We start from the raw sequence: 17,823 nt of genomic DNA, 5'->3' as shown, positions 1-17,823 counted from the left end.
CGGCTTGCCCGCGGAAAGCGTCCGCCTGTAGCGAAATGAATAAATCAACAGTATCGTTTAACAGACATTCATGCCAATTGCCATTGGCACACCAATGAATGAAATAACAGTAAAAGTTATCCACAGTTATTTTAGGGTAGAGCATATATAAAAAGAAAAGAGGTGAATGTTATTCATGGGAAACTATAATATTGAAGAAGATAATGCAATGATGGATCCTACCAATGAAAATAAAAACAGAAACAGAAATAACAATAATCTTGCAAACCAAGGCGGTAAAGCTGGTGTTTCATTTTCAGCAACTGGCGGAGGACAGATTAGTGGAAAGCGTGGGACAAACGTAAGTCAAGGCGGACAGATCGCTAAAAAATACGGACAAAACGCAAATCAAATGGGACAGATTGCTAAAAAAGAAGGAGAGAATGACATCGAAAAAGGGACTATCGTAGCAGGTGGTGGTTCTGAAGAAAGCGAACAGAGCACTGAAGAAGAGGAACCTTCATAGATAGAAAGGAAAATAGGTTTATTATCAACCTTTACGAAAGCCTCCTCATCCTCAAAACAATGTGTTAACAGGTTTGGACCTACCTATTCTCCAAGGTTGATCAAAGTTAAACACCTATATATATCGAATAGTATTAGAGTGTGGACAACTATATTGCCGTGATAGGAAGGCCAACATATTCAAGTGAGAATAGGAGAGAAAATGCTTATGCCTGGACATCAAAACGACCATGATGATGAAAATGTAGAAAAAACTGCCTCCTTTAAATATAACTTAGATGGTTTTTCCATTGAACTCAACATTTACATTAATATTTACAACAACAATGACAACAACAATAATCTTGCTAATCAAGGCGGCAAGGCTGGTGTTACACTATCAGCAATTGGCGGCGGACAGATTAGTGGAAATAGTGGAACAAACGTAAGTCAAGGCGGACAGATCGCTAAAGAAGTCGAACCAACGTAAATCAAACGGGACAGATGGCTAAAAAAGAGCGAGAAAGTAACAGCGAAGAAGGTATTGTGGTAGAGGATTCTGAAATTGGTGACAGCGGACGGAATACTGATGAAGACGGCGACCTCCGTAATTTTACTTAAGTCTTTTCACCATACCAAAAGTTCTATTAGTTTTCTTCTTCTAGCCATCACTTCCATCTCCTTCCCCTCAAATTTCGTTTAAAAGCTTTTAAATGATCAAGTGTAAAATTGTGGATTTTGTTGAACATGGCTCCTCTGCTTATGAGCTCCGTGAAAGGTATTTGATACAAAAGTAGATGATATGAATACTATTGGTGCGTGGGTTCATACAGCCTATAGTAACACCGAATATGTCAATAATTAGAAAAAACCGTTTGCTTTTGGAGCAAACGGTTTTTTTATTCGGGAGAAAAAGTAACTTGACAAAAGAGTGGTAAAAAATACTTTTTCTCAAAAAAGGAGTCAATGCTCAAAAAGGAGAATGTATGTATTTGGAAAATAATCGAGGGGGTTATTATATGGCATGGGTGTATGTAATCATAGCTACTTTGGCTGGAGTTTGTTCAGCTACTCAAGCTCCCATTAATGGGGGACTTGGAAAGCGAATCGGGAGCTTAGAAGCGGCGTGGGTGTCTTTTTTCGTTGGGACGGTGATGTTAACATTGATTGTTTTGTTTTTTGGTAAAGGTGCTCTCGGTCAATTTTTACAAGTCCCTCGTTGGTTATTACTTGGCGGATTGTTAGGGACTGGCTTTGTTGTTTTTGTCATTATATCCGTACCTAAGCTAGGAGTAGCCACCACCATCATTGCGGTCATGAGCGGGCAAGTCATCTCTAGTATTCTCATTGACACATTCGGCTGGTTTGGCAGTCAGAAAATAGCATTTAACGGGTATCGAGTAGCGGGGGCTATTTGTTTGATCATGGCACTTTTCTTTTTGTATCGTGGTACTCAGCCTTCATAAAAAGTGAACAATTCACGACAATACGGCTTCGATGATTGTCAAATGCCAACAGACATTTTATACTATATGGGAATTAAGCACATCATGTTTGAATCACTGGCTCATTGGTGATGATTAGTAGTATAGGTGGTTGTTTGATGATTTTCTAAAATTCGGGCGTGAAAAATGTTGACGAATATTATACAATAATATGACGGGCATATTTATGCCTGTTTAGTTTTGCATTAGAAAGGGGATTTTTCATGAACGAGAAACAACGTTTAGAATCACAACAAGTGAACCCTGTGAATCCATCGGACAAAAAATCCGAGAAGGATTACAGTAAATATTTTGAAAGAGTATATATTCCTCCATCCTTAAAAGATGCAAAAAAACGCGGGAAAGAAGAAGTCAAATATCATAAAGACTTCGAAATTCCTGAAGAATTTAGAGGGATGGGGAACGGGCGTAAATTCTACATCCGTACGTATGGTTGCCAAATGAACGAACACGATACGGAAGTCATGGCCGGTATTTTTATGGAGCTTGGCTATGAGCCAACTGACCGTCCAGAAGATGCGAACGTGATTTTATTAAACACGTGCGCCATCCGTGAAAATGCGGAAAATAAAGTGTTCGGTGAAATTGGCCACTTAAAACCATTAAAAATGGAAAATCCTGACCTTCTTCTTGGGGTTTGTGGATGCATGTCTCAAGAAGAGTCAGTGGTTAATAAAATTTTAAAACAATATCAATATGTGGACATGATTTTCGGTACGCACAACATTCACCGTCTTCCTTACATTTTAAATGAGGCCTACATGTCTAAGGAAATGGTCGTCGAAGTATGGTCAAAAGAAGGAGACGTAATTGAAAACTTACCGAAAGTACGTAAAGGAAACATTAAAGCATGGGTTAACATTATGTACGGATGCGATAAATTCTGTACGTACTGTATCGTTCCGTATACACGTGGTAAAGAGCGTAGCCGTCGTCCAGAAGACATTATCCAAGAAGTACGTCATTTAGCAGCTCAAGGTTATAAAGAAATCACCCTTCTTGGTCAAAACGTAAACGCGTATGGTAAAGACTTTGAAGATATGGAATACGGTTTAGGTGACTTAATGGATGAATTACGCAAAATCGATATCCCGCGAATTCGTTTCACAACGAGCCACCCACGTGACTTTGACGATCGTCTAATCGAAGTTTTAGCGAAACGCGGAAACTTAGTTGAGCACATTCACTTACCAGTTCAATCTGGATCTAGTGATATTTTAAAAATTATGGCTCGTAAATATACGCGCGAGCAATATTTAGAGCTCGTTCGTAAAATTAAAGAAGCGATTCCGGATGTAGCGTTAACGACTGACATTATCGTCGGCTTCCCGAATGAAACAGAAGAGCAATTCGAAGAAACGTTATCTTTATATCGTGAAGTAGAATTTGACTCTGCTTATACGTTCATTTACTCACCACGTGAAGGAACTCCTGCGGCGAAAATGAAAGATAACGTGCCAATGGAAGTAAAAAAAGAACGTCTGCAACGACTTAATAACCTTGTAAACGAAATTTCCGCGAAGAAAATGAAAGAATACGAAGGAAAAGTCGTCGAAGTTCTTGTGGAAGGTGAATCTAAAAATAACCCAGACATTTTAGCGGGTTACACTCGTAAAAACAAACTCGTTAACTTTAAAGGACCAAAATCAGCGATTGGTCAGCTGGTAAAAGTAAAAATTACAAAAGCGAAAACATGGACTCTTGACGGGGAAATGGTGGAAGAAGCAATCGAGGTGAAATAAAAATGGCCAAATATACAAAAGATGAAATTATGGAGCGCGCCAAAGAGTTAGCGAAAATGATTGCCGAAACCGAAGAAGTTGACTTTTTTAAACGCGCGGAAGCACAAATTCACGAAAATCAAAAAGTACGTGAGCTAATTGCCAGTCTGAAAAGCTTACAAAAGCAAGCAGTGAACTTCCAGCATTACGGGAAAACAGAAGCGTTAAAAATGGTGGAAGAAAAAATTGAGAAAATCGAAAAGGAATTAGATGAACTGCCAATTGTTCAAGAATTTAAGCAATCGCAAGTGGAAGTAAACGATTTGCTACAAATTGTCGCTTCAACGATTTCAAATACTGTAACAGACGAAATCATTTTATCCACAGGTGGCGACCTTCTCCGTGGTGAAACAGGTGCCAAAGTAAAAAATAGCTACCCTGGTAGCTGCAGTTAATTTGTCATTCCCTCACAGAAAAGTCTGTGGGGGATTTTTTACAGGGTTCTGTTAAACGATACTTTGATATTTATACATTTCGCTTGTGGCGGACGCTTTCCGCGGGCAAGACACAAGCCGCTTCCCTCGCTACGCTCAAGTAAGGGTCTTGCGGCTTCTTGTTCCCGCTGGAGTCGCCGCCGTGTGAATCACTTGCTAAAAATCAACTTTGACATATAACATAGCAGCATTTTACAAAAAATAGGAAAATCCTACTTTTTGTCAATGGATGGTCTTTTTGTTATCGTATAGTGGTGAAGTTATTCATGGAGAGGAAGAACAGCATGAGTGATCGGAATAAAGGCGTTTTATTATTACTTTTATCTGCCTTTGGATTTGCGATGATGTCCGCCTTTGTCAAGTTATCAGGCGATTTACCGACCGTACAAAAAACGTTATTTCGAAATGCGGTATCAGCTCTCGTTGCTTTTGGGATGGTGGTGTATCATCGCGAACGGCTTTTTGGAAATAAAGAAAATCAACCACTGTTATTACTTCGCTCCATCCTTGGTATGCTCGGCATCTTGTTTTATTTTTATTCAATTGACCATTTAGTCCTGTCGGATGCGGATATGCTTAACAAGTTAAGTCCGTTTTTATTAATTATTTTTTCCGCTATATTTTTAAAGGAAAAAGCAAAACCTTTTCAAATGACGGCGATTATCATTGCCTTTCTCGGTACATTGTTTGTCATCAAACCGCAATTTAACGTGGATATTATCCCGTATGCAGCCGGAATTGCTTCATCCGTGTTTGCTGCTGGTGCGTATACGGTGTTACGTGCGCTAGGGAACAGGGAAAAATATTATACGATTGTCTTTTACTTTTCCTTTTTCACGACGATCATGATGCTGCCATTTGTTCTTTTTACCTACGTACCGATGACACTTGAGCAATGGATCTATCTCTTGTTAGCGGGAGTTTTTGCTACCCTTGGTCAATTTGGCATTACGATGGCTTATAAATTTGCTCCGGCAAAAGAAATATCTATCTTTTTTTATTCGAATATTGTTTTTTCCACGCTGTTAAGTATGTTTATTTTCGGTCAAACACCAGATCTATTCAGTATCATCGGCTATCTCATCATTTTTAGTGCTTCGCTTTATATGTTTGTAAAAAATAATGCGGAAGAAAAACAAGCGAAAGCAGCGTAAAATGTGTAAACACCTCCACTTCAAAAAAGATGGAGGTGTTTTTTGTACATAATTTTCTTTATAGATTAGTGAAGTTTTCCGAAAAAGGCGCATACAATGAATTATGACCGAATGTATGTCATTATCTTTAGGTTTCTTCATCGCACATTTGTCATTTGTCCCACATAAGATGATATGAAATTGAATGAGGAGGGTTCGCTCGATGGCAGATTACAGAGAGATTATTACAAAATCAATCGTCGCAAAAGGACGTAAATTCACGCAATCCAATCATACGATTAATCCACCCCATCCACCTTCGAGCATATTAGGCTGCTGGATTATTAATCATTCCTACCGTGCACGGAAACAAGGGAAAAAGGTGGAAATTGTTGGCCAATACGATATTAACGTCTGGTATTCTCATCATGACAACACGAAAACAAGCGTTGTCACCGAAACGGTGGATTATGCAGATGTAATCAAACTGAGATACCGTGATTCAGATGTCATTGATGACAAAGAAGTCGTTGCCCGTGTGATACAACAGCCTAACTGCGTCGAGGCGGAAATTGCCAAAGGAAACAAGATTGTTGTCAACGTAGAAAGAGAATTTTTAGCCGAAGTCATCGGTGAAACAAAAGTCGTCGTAAACATTACCCAAGGTAACTTTAGCGACGATGATGATTGGGATTTCGATGACGTTGATGACGACGAATTAGAAGAAGAAATTAATCCTGAGTTTTTAGAAAGTTCCAAAGAACGTTAACCGGCTAGGAAGGTAATCTTCCTAGTTTTTTTCTTGTTTGATAAATAAAAAAAATTAGATGGTAGTTGTCCCTTAGAGGGAGCATGAAAGAAGTATAGATTGGTGATTAGAAAATAAATGTTACAATAAAAAATGTAGGAATTTTCCGTCATTCGAGGTGATACATATGAAAAAAAGAACACACGCGCTCGTCGTTGGGGGGACCGGCATGTTAGCGGACGTATGCTTGTGGCTTACAAACAACGGGTATCATGTTTCGGTTATCGGACGCAATGGAAAAAAACATCAGCGTCTGAACGAACGAGCGCCATATCCTGAGCGAATAACAAACCTTGTCGTTGATTATACGGACTATGAGTCGGTTAAAAATCAGCTCCGTCAAACAATGAACAAATATGGACCCATTAATTTAGTTGTGAGCTGGAGTCAATCGAATGACAATTTAGAAGTTATGAGTCAACTTATAGCAACTGAAACGGAGCAATGGCTTCTTTACCATGTAAAAGGGAGCCGACGGTATTTCCAGCAAGAAACGATTCAATTGCCGCCAAACTGTTTGTATCGTGAAGTGTATTTAGGCTTTGTGTTAGAAGGAAACCATTCTAGATGGCTGACTCATGAAGAAATCTCACAAGGCGTAATTCGTAGTTTGATAGAAGATCAAAAGAAGGCAATCGTTGGCACGCTTGAGCCTTATGAAAAGAGGCCGTCGTATTAAAAAATAGGGAAAATGTATATAGCTCGACTTGTTGAAGCCGAGCTTGTTTCGTCTATTGCTTAGGTGCTTGTCCTGACACTTTATCCAATTTTTTCTCAATTCTATCCAATTGCTCTTTCCTTTTCTTTGATGAACGAACAAAAAATATAATTGCGACGATAAACACGATAGGGATCAAAATTGTAAATAACTGATAAATGATGTCACCGATATACATTATCTTTTCACCTCGTTTTGGTATATTATACCATTTCTATTATATTAAAAGAATGCTTGTTTATTAGGAACAAACGTTTAGAAAAAAGCCATTGGAAAAGAAACGGGATCGCATCACGATTTATAGGTTAACATCCATTCCTCGTCAAATACGGTCTCAATGGGCTTTCGGAACGATGACACCGCATGAACACATTTCATGCGCCATTTGTAAATTAATACACCATTCACTTTCTGAAGTGACTTTTTTGCTTCGGTTTTCTTTCTTCTTACTTCCTCCCATAGCCTAATGGCTTCTTTCCTGTAGATATGAGCTCGGCCATTTCTGGGTAATATGTGTGAATTAGTTGATAAGATTCATCCGCAAGTACCCCTCCCTTATAGGCTTTTATTCGTTTTTCGATGTAGGGATTCGCTTGGATAAATTTATCTAGTTGGAAATATCGATCGTGACAGCCAAAGACGACGTACGGAATGTTGGCCATCACAATGGTCGTTAAACACATGATACAAGGCTCTAACGTTGTGTATAAGACGCAATCATATGAGTATTTTTTTAAAAAAGAGGCGCATTGATGCATTGCCAATACTTCCGCGTGGGCAATTTTACTGTCTAATGTGGAAAAGCGGTTCGAGCCTCGGGCGATGATACGATTTTCATGGACAATCACACATCCGATCGGACGGTCGCCCCGTTTCGCTGCTTCTTCGGCTTCTTTTAATGCTTCTTTCATAAATTTTTCGTGGTTCATTTCATGAAATACAACGGACATGGAAACTCTCCTCACATAAAAACGTAAAATTCAGACTTTTTATTATGGCACAATTTTCCTTCAACGTCTATCCAATTTGTTTTTTAAAGAGTGATAGAAAAAGTATGATATAATGTAAATTCGAGAGATGAGTACGTTAATAGAAAGGGTTAGACATATATGGCCAAATACACGCCGATGATTCAACAATACTTACAAATCAAGGCAGATTATCAAGATGCCTTTTTATTTTTTCGTTTAGGCGATTTTTACGAAATGTTTTTTGATGATGCAGTGAAAGCAGCTCAAGAACTGGAAATTACATTAACGAGCCGCGACGGTGGGGACGAACGGATTCCGATGTGTGGTGTCCCTTATCATTCGGCATCCAGCTATATTGAGCAGCTCATTGAAAAAGGATATAAAGTCGCAATTTGTGAACAAACCGAAGACCCAAAGCAAGCAAAAGGGGTCGTCAAACGGGAAGTCGTTCAACTCATCACCCCGGGAACGGTGATGGAAGGAAAAGGACTTGCCGACAAAGAAAACAACTTTATCGCGACAGTCAGTGATTTTTCGGACAACACGTACGGATTAGCGGCCATTGACTTAACGACCGGTGAGCATAAAGTCACATTGTTAAACGGTTCCTTTGACTTGGTATTAAATGAATTAGCTACACTAGGAGCGAAAGAAGTCGTTGTTGCCTCCTCGTTTGACGGAGAACTTCAGCGAGCAATGCGCGAGCGATCGGTAGTAACCATTTCGTTTGAAGACGACGAGTCCGTTCGCGACGCCTTTTCCCATTTGTTAACGCCGCTAACCCAAGACAAAATGCGCGTTACGGTTGCGCGACTATTAAACTATTTGTTCCGTACCCAAAAACGAAGCCTAGACCATTTACAAGAAGCAGCCCCATACCACATTCATCAATACATGAAAATCGATTATTTTTCCAAACGCAACTTAGAATTAACGGAAACAATTCGCACGAAAGGTAGGAAAGGTTCGCTTCTTTGGCTTTTAGATGACACGATGACCGCGATGGGCGGCCGTCTGTTAAAACAATGGATCGACCGTCCACTATTGGACCTTCAAGAAATTGAACGCCGCTTAACTTTAGTAGAAGCGTTGAAAGAGCATTATTTTGAGCGCCAAGATCTTCGCGAATTATTAAAAGAAGTGTACGATTTAGAACGGTTAGCTGGACGTGTCGCTTTTGGTAACGTCAACGCTCGGGATTTAGTGCAATTACGCCGTTCGCTACAGCAAATTCCAGCGATTCAATCCGTCCTTCGTCAACTTGGAAACGATGAGGCGGACAAGCTTGCAGATAACATGGATCCACTAGAAGAGATGACTGATCGTCTGGAACGTGCCCTAGTGGACCAACCACCGTTAAGCGTGAAAGAAGGGGGCATTATTCGCGAAGGATATCATCAAGAACTCGATACGTATCGCGATGCGAGCAAAAACGGGAAAAGCTGGATTGCGCAACTCGAACGTGAAGAACGCGAACGGACGGGGATTAAGTCATTAAAAATTGGGTACAACCGGGTATTCGGTTATTACATTGAAGTGACGAAAGCAAACTTGCACTTGTTAGAAGAAGGGCGTTATGAACGAAAACAAACGTTAACAAATGCCGAACGGTTTATTACACCAGAACTAAAAGAAAAAGAAGCGCTTATTTTACAAGCAGAAGAAAAAAGCATGCAGCTTGAATACGAGTTATTCGTGGAGTTGCGTGAATATGTAAAACCGTTTATTCCACGCCTGCAGCAGTTGGCAAAAGTAGTAAGCGAAATCGACGTGTTGCAATGCTTTGCGACAGTCAGTGAAGAAAGACACTACGTTCGACCAACATTTAATGAAGAACGCCGTCTTGTCATCGAAGAAGGGCGTCACCCGGTAGTCGAAAAAGTGATGCGTTCCCAAGAATACGTTCCGAACGATTGTTATATGGACCGCGAGCGCGAAATGCTGTTAATTACGGGACCAAACATGTCGGGTAAAAGTACGTACATGCGTCAAATTGCCTTAACGGCGATTTTAGCTCAAATCGGTTGTTACGTTCCTGCTAAACGAGCGGATCTGCCGATTTTTGACCAAGTGTTTACCCGTATTGGGGCAGCTGATGACCTCATTTCCGGTCAAAGTACGTTTATGGTTGAAATGCTCGAAGCAAATAACGCAATCTCCAACGCCACCCAAAACAGTTTAATTCTCTTTGACGAAATTGGACGCGGAACAAGCACGTACGATGGAATGGCACTAGCACAAGCGATGATCGAATACATTCATGAACATATCGGGGCGAAAACGTTATTCTCTACCCACTACCATGAATTAACGGTGTTAGAAAACGAATTAGACAAACTGAAAAACGTCCATGTCAGCGCCATCGAACAAAACGGAAAAGTCGTCTTTTTGCACAAAATTAAAGAAGGGGCAGCGGATAAAAGCTACGGCATTCATGTTGCCGAGCTAGCTCAACTTCCAGATCAAATCATTCAGCGGGCGAATGAACTTTTAGCAACATTTGAACAAGGGGAAAAACCTGTTGTTGAAAAAACATTTGATCAATCTCCGAAACGTGAAGCAGTAGAGACAACCGAACCGATCGAACAATTGTCGTTCTTTGACGAACCAGTCAAAAAAGAAAAACAGACGCTGTCGTCCAAAGAAAAACAAGTACTCGAAGCGATAAAGGCGCTCGATATATTAGACATGACACCGATTCAAGCGTTAAACACGCTTTACGAATTGCATAAGAAAATAAAATGACGTTTAATTTTTCAAAGATAGGGGGGACAGCATGGGAAAAATTAGACAGCTCGATGACGCGTTATCGAACAAAATTGCCGCCGGTGAGGTCGTCGAACGGCCGGCATCCGTGGTAAAAGAGTTGGTCGAAAATGCGATTGATGCGAATAGTACAATCGTCGAAATTGATGTGGAAGAAGCGGGATTGCAAAAAATTCGTGTTCTTGATAACGGGGACGGGATGGAGCCGGATGATGTGCTCCTTGCGTTTCAACGCCATGCCACCAGTAAAATCAAAGACGAAAACGATTTGTTTCGCATTCGGACGTTAGGATTCCGCGGCGAAGCCTTGCCTAGTATCGCCTCCGTGTCGTGTGTGGAAGTCAAAACGAGCACGGGGGAAGAAGCTGGGACCCACGTTCGGATCGAAGGAGGCAAGGTTGTTTTACATGAGCGGACGTCCAGTCGAAAAGGGACCGATTTTACGGTCACCGATTTGTTTTACAACACACCGGCGCGACTCAAATATATGAAAACGATTCATACGGAGCTCGGAAATATTACCGATGTGGTGAACCGGCTGGCTCTTGCTCATCCAGAAGTGTCCATCCGACTACGCCATAATGGCCGGACCCTCCTGCAGACTTCCGGAAACGGAGATGTACGGCAAGTTCTCGCTTCCATTTATGGGACAAACGTCGCTCGAAAAATGATTCCGATTGAAGCGAAATCTCTTGATTTTACCGTTAAAGGGTATATTACCTTGCCGGAAGTGACGCGTGCCTCCCGTAACTATATTTCAACGATGATTAACGGTCGCTTCATTAAAAATTATGTTCTTGCGAAAGCGGTGCAAGAAGGCTATCATACGTTATTACCAATCGGGCGGTATCCAATTGTTCTTCTATCGATTGAAATGGATCCGATTTTAGTCGATGTGAACGTCCACCCATCCAAAATGGAAGTGCGGTTAAGTAAAGAGCAAGAGCTTTTTGAATTAGTAACCAAGACGATTCAACAAGCGTTAAAACAACAAGAACTTATTCCGTCGGTTACGTCAACAATTCGCAAACCGCAGCCGAAAACGGAACAAGCATCGTTTGACTTAGACCATTTACCGGATCGTTCACCAGTCAAAAGTGAACCGCCTAAGGAGAAAGAAGCGCCAGTCGTTCAAGAGACGAAGCCTTTGTTTTCATCGATGACAAAAGAAGACGAAAGAAGCGAGACAAAGGAACATCTTGAGCCAATCATGACGGATTTTGCTGCCGAATCGGTTGTTAGTCAAGAAGAACCGCTTTTACAAAAACAAGCAGCAGAAACAGAAAAAGAAGAGCCCAAAAGCTCTCGCGTTCCCCCGTTATATCCGATTGGACAAATGCACGGAACTTACATTTTAGCGCAAAACGAAAACGGTCTGTACATTATCGACCAACATGCCGCGCAAGAGCGGATTAAATACGAATACTACAGGGAAAAAGTCGGCCAAGTAACGAACGAATTACAAGAACTATTAGTTCCGCTAACGCTCGAATATTCGAACGACCAATACGTCAAGATCATGGAGCACCGCGAAGAACTTGAAAAAGTCGGCGTCTTTTTAGAACCGTTTGGACACCATAGTTTTATCGTCCGGTCGCATCCGCAATGGTTTCCTAAAGGGGAAGAACAGTCGATTATCGAAGAAATGATCGAACAAGTCCTGCAAATGAAAAAAGTGGACGTGAAAAAATTGCGTGAAGAAGCGGCCATTATGATGAGCTGTAAAGCTTCGATTAAAGCGAACCAATATTTACGTCCGGATGAAATACAAGCGCTGCTCGATGAATTACGGCAATCGTCCGATCCGTTTACTTGTCCGCACGGTCGCCCGATTATCGTTCATTTCTCCACATATGAACTAGAAAAAATGTTTAAGCGTGTGATGTAATATAAACAACCGGCAGTTTCAGTTATTCCTGAAATTGTCGGTTTTTTTGTTGACATATAATTTTCAATCAACTGAAATAAGTTGAACATAATAACATTATGTCAAGCAAAATAAAAGTATAACATCTGCTAAGAAGGTAACACTACAATCGATAAGAGTTGAAAGGAGGCATCATCATGGGACGAACGAAAAAAGGGAACGCGAATGCTCAGCGTAACAACAACGCCAAACAAAAAAACGGCTCCCCCCAATTGAACACCTTTGAAGCAATCGAAACGGAACGCAGAAATCAAAATAATGAAGAGAATGATTAATGTAAGAACAATGACATACGAACGAGAATTGTTCTGATGTGCAAAAAATCAAAAAGCAGGGTAAAAGCCCTGCTTATAACTAAAATTTTTCTCTTAATTGAATATATTTCTCATAAAGTTTGAGTTTTTCTCATAAAATCGAAATTTTTTCTCATAAATTGAAAGTTTTTGCTCATAACTTGGATTGATTACTCATAAAGTTGGAGTTTTTTTCTCATAAACTTGAAATTTTTTCTCATAAATTGAAAGTTTTTGCTCATAAACTTGCATGTTTTTCTCATAAAGCAGAGATTTTTCTCATGAACTTGAGTTATTTCTCATAAAGTAGAAGTTTTTGCTCATAACTTGGATTGATTACTCATAAAGTTGGAGTTTTTCTCATAAAATCGAAATTTTTTCTCATAAATTGAAAGTTTTTGCTCATAAACTTGCATGTATTTCTCATAAAGCAGAGATTTTTCTCATGAACTTGAGTTATTTCTCATAAAGTAGGAATTTTTGCTCATAAATTTGAATTTAGTTCTCATAAAGCAGAGATTTTTCTCATGAACTTGAGTTATTTCTCATAAAGTAGGAATTTTTGCTCATAAATTTGAATTTAGTTCTCATAAAGTAGAGATTTTTCTTATGAACTTGAGTTATTTCTCATAAAGTAGGAATTTTTGCTCATAACTTGGATTGATTACCCATAAAGTTGGAGTTTTTCTCATAAACTTGAAATTATTTCTCATAAAATCGAAATTTTTTCTCATAAATCAAAAGTTTTTACTCATAATCTTGAAATCTTTTCTCCTATATCAAAAAATTTCCCATAACCCGTATAATTTACTCATCAACCTGATTTTAGCTTCTTTCCCCGACACTGAAATAACTTGCCATTAAGTTATTTTAAGCTCCGCCTTCACAAAGGATTTTTGTTCCCACACTCTCGTCCGCCAACGCCAAAGCATGACGAGTCCGCGAATCCATTCGTCTATGATAAAGGCGATCCAAATCCCGATTAACCCAAGGCCAAACTCAATACCAAGGAAATAGGAAATGGGTACACTCAGTCCCCACATAGACAAGATTCCCATGTATACAGGAAGTTTCACATCTCCTGCTGCCCGTAACGCATTAATGATGACCAAGTTAAACGAGCGGCCTGGTTCTAAAATTATCGTTAATAATAAAAGTGTACCCCCGGTTTGAATAATGTGATCGTTCGAAGTGAAGATAGAAAAAAGCGTATCTGAAAACATGGATACACCAATCGCCATGGCAATAGCAATGGTGATTGCAAGCTTTAAACTTTTTAAACACCGATCATACGCTTCTTGAAAAGCCTTAGCCCCGACTAAATGTCCGATGATAATTTGCGTTCCTTGACTAACCGCCACGCCAAATAAAAAAATAAACATCATGATATTTTGAGTATAGATTCTCGTTGTAATTGCTTCGGTACCCATCATCGTAATAAAGTACATAATGAGCATTTGGGATGAGGTGTACGATAAATGTTCTCCTGCGGATGGAATCCCGATTTTTAATAAGTTTTTCACATGGCGCACCGGTAAAGGGAACCATAGAGAGGGCCGGATTGACAAGCTCGTTCGTTTAAGGAGTAAAACAAACAGGACTCCCATTGCCAGCACACGGCTTACGGTCGTGGAAATGGCCACCCCTTGAACACCTAACACCGGAAACCCGAACGGTCCGAATATGAACAAGTAATTGCCAAGCACGTTGAGCAGATTCATCCCAATCGTAATGTACATCGTATCTCGAGTATACCCATTGCTTTTTAAAATCGCTCCCATGGTCATAATCAGTGCCTGCACAAATGAGAAACCACCAACAATGAGTAAATACCCGTAAGCTTCAGTAAATAATTCTCTTGGTAGCTTCATCAACTGTAGAATGGATTCCCCAAAAACAATTAAACATACACTAAGAAGGAGTCCGAACAGTAAGTTTCCGACAATCGATACTCTAGAGACTTCTTCCGCTTCTTGATTTTCCTTAGCCCCTAAATGCTGAGCAACTAACACAGAAGTCCCCGTAGCAATAAAACCAAACATAACGATGACGACAAATAAAATTTGATTCGCAACTCCTACAGCTGCTACGGATTCGTCTGAGTATTGGCTTAACATTAACGTATCGGCGTTCCCCATCAGCATATGGAGTAAAATTTCAATGAAAATCGGCCACGTAATGGCAAACAAGGACAGGTTTTTTACGTTCTTCATGCTGTCCACTCCTTTTGAGAATTCCGACGTGCAAACTATTCTCAGTGTACTTAGGAGTGCTTATAATAGAAAGAGATGGAAACGATATGATTTGGATTATTCCGACCTAAAAGGTGAGTGAAGATGGCGCTGATTGTGTTTACTGCTCCTCCATTTCCCACGTTCATTAAAGGGGGAGAAGCAACTTTTCTTAAGGGAAAAAAGCATTTTAAACGTACGTTTTCGGTGTTTGATCTGTTGTACGTCCAAAAAGGGACCTTATTTATGACGGAAAAAAACGAGTCATATACAGTAGCTGAAGGTGAATATATGATTCTTTTACCAGAACGAGAGCATTTTGGTCATCGACCGTGTACGGAAGATACCGATTTTATTTGGGTGCATTTTATGCTTGAACACGACTATCAAGTGGTAGAAGACAAAGAAATTAGTTGGGGAGATATTTTTGAAAAAGAGGCGACCTTTGTTGAACCAGCCCGATATCAAATGCACCTTCCTCAGTACGGAAAGCTTTCGCGAAAAGAAGTCGTGGAGCAGCTGTTAATACAATTAGTCCGACTGCCGGAAGAACAAACGGTCGATTATGCGTTAAAACAGCAAATGGTGTTCTATGAATTTTTACTCCAATTGCAAAAGCAGGCGATTCATATTCCGAGTGCGTCTGAAAACGTCTGCGAACAAGTCATATCCTATATTCATAGGCATTATCAGCAGCCGATTCAAATGAAAGATGTATCTCGCCAATTACATTTTCATCCCGATTATATGACGCGATGTATGCAAAAGACGATGGGGATGAGCCCGATGCAATATCTAACATACTATCGCTTGTCCAAAGCAAAACGCCTACTTTCAACTACTAATCTGAAAATTTCCGCCATTGCCAAAGAAGTCGGGATCGAAGATGTGACGTATTTTTCCCGGCTGTTCAAAAAAACAGAAGGAATGACGCCGATGGAATACCGTAGACAAATGAGTCGGAGTAAGTTATAAAAGAGGAGCTTGTTATCAAGACTTCTGAGTTTGTAAGACATTCGAATATCCTAATTGAGAAAAGAGTTCTTCATGAAGGAAATATACTCGATCTTTGTTGTGACCTTTGGATGAGAGATGTAATTGTTTTAACAAATATTTGGCGTGATGACGGTCATGAAGAAGGAGAAAGGAACGCAATTGTTTATTCGTAATAGTCGGCTGAAACAGTAAAAAGTAATCGTACAATGCTTGAATATGCGTAGATTTAGAGGTTGTTAAACAATTGGAACAGTGCCATTTTCCAAAAATCCGCTTCATCGGTCCATGGCTACATTTTGGACAAATGACCCCTCGTAATATGTCTTTGGAATCAATGTTATACAACGTTAAAATATTTACCCGGTAAGGAGTATGGTGCTTTAATAATAGCTTTTTCAATCGATTGAGGTTATCCAACGATAACATTCTTTTTTTATACATTTTCGACCATTTTCCGATTTGTTCTAATATTCCTTCGTCAAGGATCATTCGTTTTTCATCGTAAAAACGGCTGTTTGAAGAAGATTTTAGTATAGTAGAGGAATTACTAATAACCGCTGCATATTCGATCGGAACGGGAGGAAGTTGGTGAAGGGCTAACCAACGTTCGAACTGAAGCTGTTGTCTTTTCACTTGTAATACGGGGTTTGGAAACCGTTCTTCTTTTTCATCATAAATCCGTATCATTTGTTGGAACTGGGAATCAAATTGGAGGGTGCCGGAAATGTTTTTGACTTCGAGAATAGCACAAAAATAAGGGGAAACAATGAGGGTATCTAATTGAAAAAAAGCGATGTGATCGGTTAATCGTAAATCAAAAAACAAATCATAATCTTCTTGAGGTAGTAGTTTTAATTGGTAGTCTATCCGTTGTTCACCGCGAAAGCCAGCGATTCGTTTGGATAAATCTTCTTCAATGTCTAATCGCTTCGGATGATGTTTTACAAGTCTACGTAATAAAGCTGCATTTTGTTCTATACGTAGTGGAATACCTCTAGGTTTAATAATCAAACTTCATTCCTCCTTTCTACTTCTGATTTCGATATGTTGATAAAAATTCCTTCAAATTTTTTATGAGAAACTACATCTTTTTAAAATTTGATATGAGCAAAATTTGGAAATCTTTCTCAAAGTTATGAGCAAAATTTCATTAGTTAGGAGCCAAATAAAAGTAGAAGTTCTATCAAATTTAAAAAAATATTTTGTGAGAAAAAGATGAATTTTATGAGCAAACGTCTAAATTTCGAGCAAATATTTCATATTTATGGGAAAAGTCTGCGAAAATATGAGAAAGAATTTATCATGTAGGAGCAAAAATACGAATTTATGAGCAAAGCCCAGCATCCAGTGAATTTCTATCAATTAAAAAAAATATTTTGTGGGAAAAAGTTTAATTTTATGAGCAAAATGTCTAATTATGAGTAAAAATTCCAAATTTATGGGAAAACTCCGCGAAAATATGAGAAAGAATTTATCATGTAGGGGCAAAAATCGAATTTATGAGCAAACCCAGCATCCAGTGAATTTCTATCAAATTTTAAAAAATATTTTGTGGGAAAAAGTTTAATTTTATGAGCAAAATGTCTAATTATGAGTAAAAATACCAAATTTATGGGAAAACTCCGCGAAAATATGAGAAAGAATTTATCATGTAGGAGCAAAAATACGAATTTATGAGCAAAGCCCAGCATCCAGTGAATTTCTATCAATTAAAAAAAATATTTTGTGGGAAAAAGTTTAATTTTATGAGCAAAATGTCTAATTATGAGTAAAAATT

General features: G+C 39.3%; 16 protein-coding genes. 12 read left to right on the top strand and 4 right to left on the bottom strand.

Translation table 11 applies throughout. The annotated features are described in order from the left end of the window. Positions 1–175 precede the first annotated feature (175 nt). From ABES52_RS11340 to ABES52_RS11305, 8 genes are all read left to right on the top strand, one after another. On the top strand, positions 176–505 hold the full coding sequence (locus ABES52_RS11340; protein ID WP_429651267.1) for a hypothetical protein: 330 nt from the start codon (positions 176–178) through the stop codon (positions 503–505). Positions 506–706: 201 nt separating this feature from the next. Further along, the gene (locus ABES52_RS11335) at positions 707–973 is read left to right on the top strand and encodes a hypothetical protein (RefSeq protein ID WP_429651266.1); all 267 of its coding nucleotides are present in this window, start codon (positions 707–709) and stop codon (positions 971–973) included. Positions 974–1,502: 529 nt separating this feature from the next. Next, positions 1,503–1,949, top strand: a complete 447-nt coding sequence (locus ABES52_RS11330) for a DMT family transporter (protein WP_429651265.1) — start codon at positions 1,503–1,505, stop codon at positions 1,947–1,949. Positions 1,950–2,191: 242 nt separating this feature from the next. After that, complete coding sequence (gene miaB / locus ABES52_RS11325; protein WP_429651264.1) at positions 2,192–3,730, top strand: tRNA (N6-isopentenyl adenosine(37)-C2)-methylthiotransferase MiaB; 1,539 nt, start codon at positions 2,192–2,194, stop codon at positions 3,728–3,730. A 2-nt stretch (positions 3,731–3,732) separates the two neighbouring features. Then, positions 3,733–4,164: a YlbF/YmcA family competence regulator gene (locus ABES52_RS11320; protein WP_429651263.1), complete on the top strand. Its 432-nt coding sequence runs from the start codon at positions 3,733–3,735 to the stop codon at positions 4,162–4,164. 323 nt (positions 4,165–4,487) lie between these two features. Then, on the top strand, positions 4,488–5,357 hold the full coding sequence (locus ABES52_RS11315) for a DMT family transporter (RefSeq protein WP_429651262.1): 870 nt from the start codon (positions 4,488–4,490) through the stop codon (positions 5,355–5,357). 202 nt (positions 5,358–5,559) lie between these two features. Further along, positions 5,560–6,105: an outer spore coat protein CotE gene (gene cotE / locus ABES52_RS11310; RefSeq protein ID WP_429651261.1), complete on the top strand. Its 546-nt coding sequence runs from the start codon at positions 5,560–5,562 to the stop codon at positions 6,103–6,105. A 166-nt stretch (positions 6,106–6,271) separates the two neighbouring features. Further along, entirely contained in the window at positions 6,272–6,823 is a 552-nt protein-coding gene (locus ABES52_RS11305) for a Rossmann-fold NAD(P)-binding domain-containing protein (RefSeq protein WP_429651260.1), read from the top strand. A 52-nt stretch (positions 6,824–6,875) separates the two neighbouring features. Here the strand turns inward: ABES52_RS11305 and ABES52_RS11300 are convergent, their stop codons facing one another. Both ABES52_RS11300 and ABES52_RS11295 read right to left on the bottom strand, forming a co-directional pair. Further along, a complete protein-coding gene (locus tag ABES52_RS11300) occupies positions 6,876–7,040 on the bottom strand; it encodes a DUF4083 family protein (RefSeq protein ID WP_429651259.1) in 165 nt (54 codons plus the stop codon). A gap of 268 nt (positions 7,041–7,308) precedes the next feature. Next, a complete protein-coding gene (locus ABES52_RS11295; protein WP_429651258.1) occupies positions 7,309–7,812 on the bottom strand; it encodes a nucleoside deaminase in 504 nt (167 codons plus the stop codon). Between the two features lie 159 nt (positions 7,813–7,971). Between ABES52_RS11295 and mutS the strand changes: the two genes are divergently transcribed. The 3 genes from mutS to ABES52_RS11280 all read left to right on the top strand — a co-directional run bounded on the left by mutS (position 7,972) and on the right by ABES52_RS11280 (position 12,801). Further along, positions 7,972–10,578, top strand: a complete 2,607-nt coding sequence (gene mutS / locus ABES52_RS11290; RefSeq protein ID WP_429651257.1) for a DNA mismatch repair protein MutS — start codon at positions 7,972–7,974, stop codon at positions 10,576–10,578. A gap of 31 nt (positions 10,579–10,609) precedes the next feature. Continuing rightward, complete coding sequence (mutL, locus tag ABES52_RS11285; protein ID WP_429651256.1) at positions 10,610–12,487, top strand: DNA mismatch repair endonuclease MutL; 1,878 nt, start codon at positions 10,610–10,612, stop codon at positions 12,485–12,487. Positions 12,488–12,663: 176 nt separating this feature from the next. Continuing rightward, positions 12,664–12,801 (top strand): protein YpzF, encoded by a 138-nt coding sequence (locus ABES52_RS11280; RefSeq protein WP_429651255.1) that lies wholly within the window; start codon positions 12,664–12,666, stop codon positions 12,799–12,801. A gap of 878 nt (positions 12,802–13,679) precedes the next feature. Here the strand turns inward: ABES52_RS11280 and ABES52_RS11275 are convergent. Continuing rightward, a complete protein-coding gene (locus tag ABES52_RS11275; protein WP_429651254.1) occupies positions 13,680–15,032 on the bottom strand; it encodes an MATE family efflux transporter in 1,353 nt (450 codons plus the stop codon). 123 nt (positions 15,033–15,155) lie between these two features. On the opposite strand from ABES52_RS11275, the gene ABES52_RS11270 reads away from it, so the two are divergent. Beyond that, positions 15,156–16,025, top strand: a complete 870-nt coding sequence (locus tag ABES52_RS11270) for a helix-turn-helix transcriptional regulator (protein ID WP_429651253.1) — start codon at positions 15,156–15,158, stop codon at positions 16,023–16,025. A gap of 15 nt (positions 16,026–16,040) precedes the next feature. On the opposite strand, the gene ABES52_RS11265 is transcribed toward ABES52_RS11270, so the two are convergent. After that, positions 16,041–17,057: a nuclease-related domain-containing protein gene (locus ABES52_RS11265; RefSeq protein ID WP_429651252.1), complete on the bottom strand. Its 1,017-nt coding sequence runs from the start codon at positions 17,055–17,057 to the stop codon at positions 16,041–16,043. Between the last annotated feature and the right edge of the window lie 766 nt (positions 17,058–17,823).

The sequence above is a fragment of the Aeribacillus pallidus genome (assembly GCF_050478865.1).
Classification (GTDB): Bacteria; Bacillota; Bacilli; order Bacillales; family JACDOC01; genus JACDOC01.
This window is presented reverse-complemented; position numbering and strand designations above follow the sequence as displayed.

Bases quoted from the DNA above. Each gene is read 5' to 3' on its own strand.
- ABES52_RS11340 (WP_429651267.1), top strand. From the start codon at position 176: ATGGGAAACTATAATATTGAAGAAGATAATGCAATGATGGATCCTACC.
- ABES52_RS11335 (WP_429651266.1), top strand. From the start codon at position 707: ATGCTTATGCCTGGACATCAAAACGACCATGATGATGAAAATGTAGAA.
- ABES52_RS11330 (WP_429651265.1), top strand. From the start codon at position 1,503: ATGGCATGGGTGTATGTAATCATAGCTACTTTGGCTGGAGTTTGTTCA.
- miaB (WP_429651264.1), top strand. From the start codon at position 2,192: ATGAACGAGAAACAACGTTTAGAATCACAACAAGTGAACCCTGTGAAT.
- ABES52_RS11320 (WP_429651263.1), top strand. From the start codon at position 3,733: ATGGCCAAATATACAAAAGATGAAATTATGGAGCGCGCCAAAGAGTTA.
- ABES52_RS11315 (WP_429651262.1), top strand. From the start codon at position 4,488: ATGAGTGATCGGAATAAAGGCGTTTTATTATTACTTTTATCTGCCTTT.
- cotE (WP_429651261.1), top strand. From the start codon at position 5,560: ATGGCAGATTACAGAGAGATTATTACAAAATCAATCGTCGCAAAAGGA.
- ABES52_RS11305 (WP_429651260.1), top strand. From the start codon at position 6,272: ATGAAAAAAAGAACACACGCGCTCGTCGTTGGGGGGACCGGCATGTTA.
- ABES52_RS11300 (WP_429651259.1), bottom strand. From the start codon at position 7,040: ATGTATATCGGTGACATCATTTATCAGTTATTTACAATTTTGATCCCT.
- ABES52_RS11295 (WP_429651258.1), bottom strand. From the start codon at position 7,812: ATGTCCGTTGTATTTCATGAAATGAACCACGAAAAATTTATGAAAGAA.
- mutS (WP_429651257.1), top strand. From the start codon at position 7,972: ATGGCCAAATACACGCCGATGATTCAACAATACTTACAAATCAAGGCA.
- mutL (WP_429651256.1), top strand. From the start codon at position 10,610: ATGGGAAAAATTAGACAGCTCGATGACGCGTTATCGAACAAAATTGCC.
- ABES52_RS11280 (WP_429651255.1), top strand. From the start codon at position 12,664: ATGGGACGAACGAAAAAAGGGAACGCGAATGCTCAGCGTAACAACAAC.
- ABES52_RS11275 (WP_429651254.1), bottom strand. From the start codon at position 15,032: ATGAAGAACGTAAAAAACCTGTCCTTGTTTGCCATTACGTGGCCGATT.
- ABES52_RS11270 (WP_429651253.1), top strand. From the start codon at position 15,156: ATGGCGCTGATTGTGTTTACTGCTCCTCCATTTCCCACGTTCATTAAA.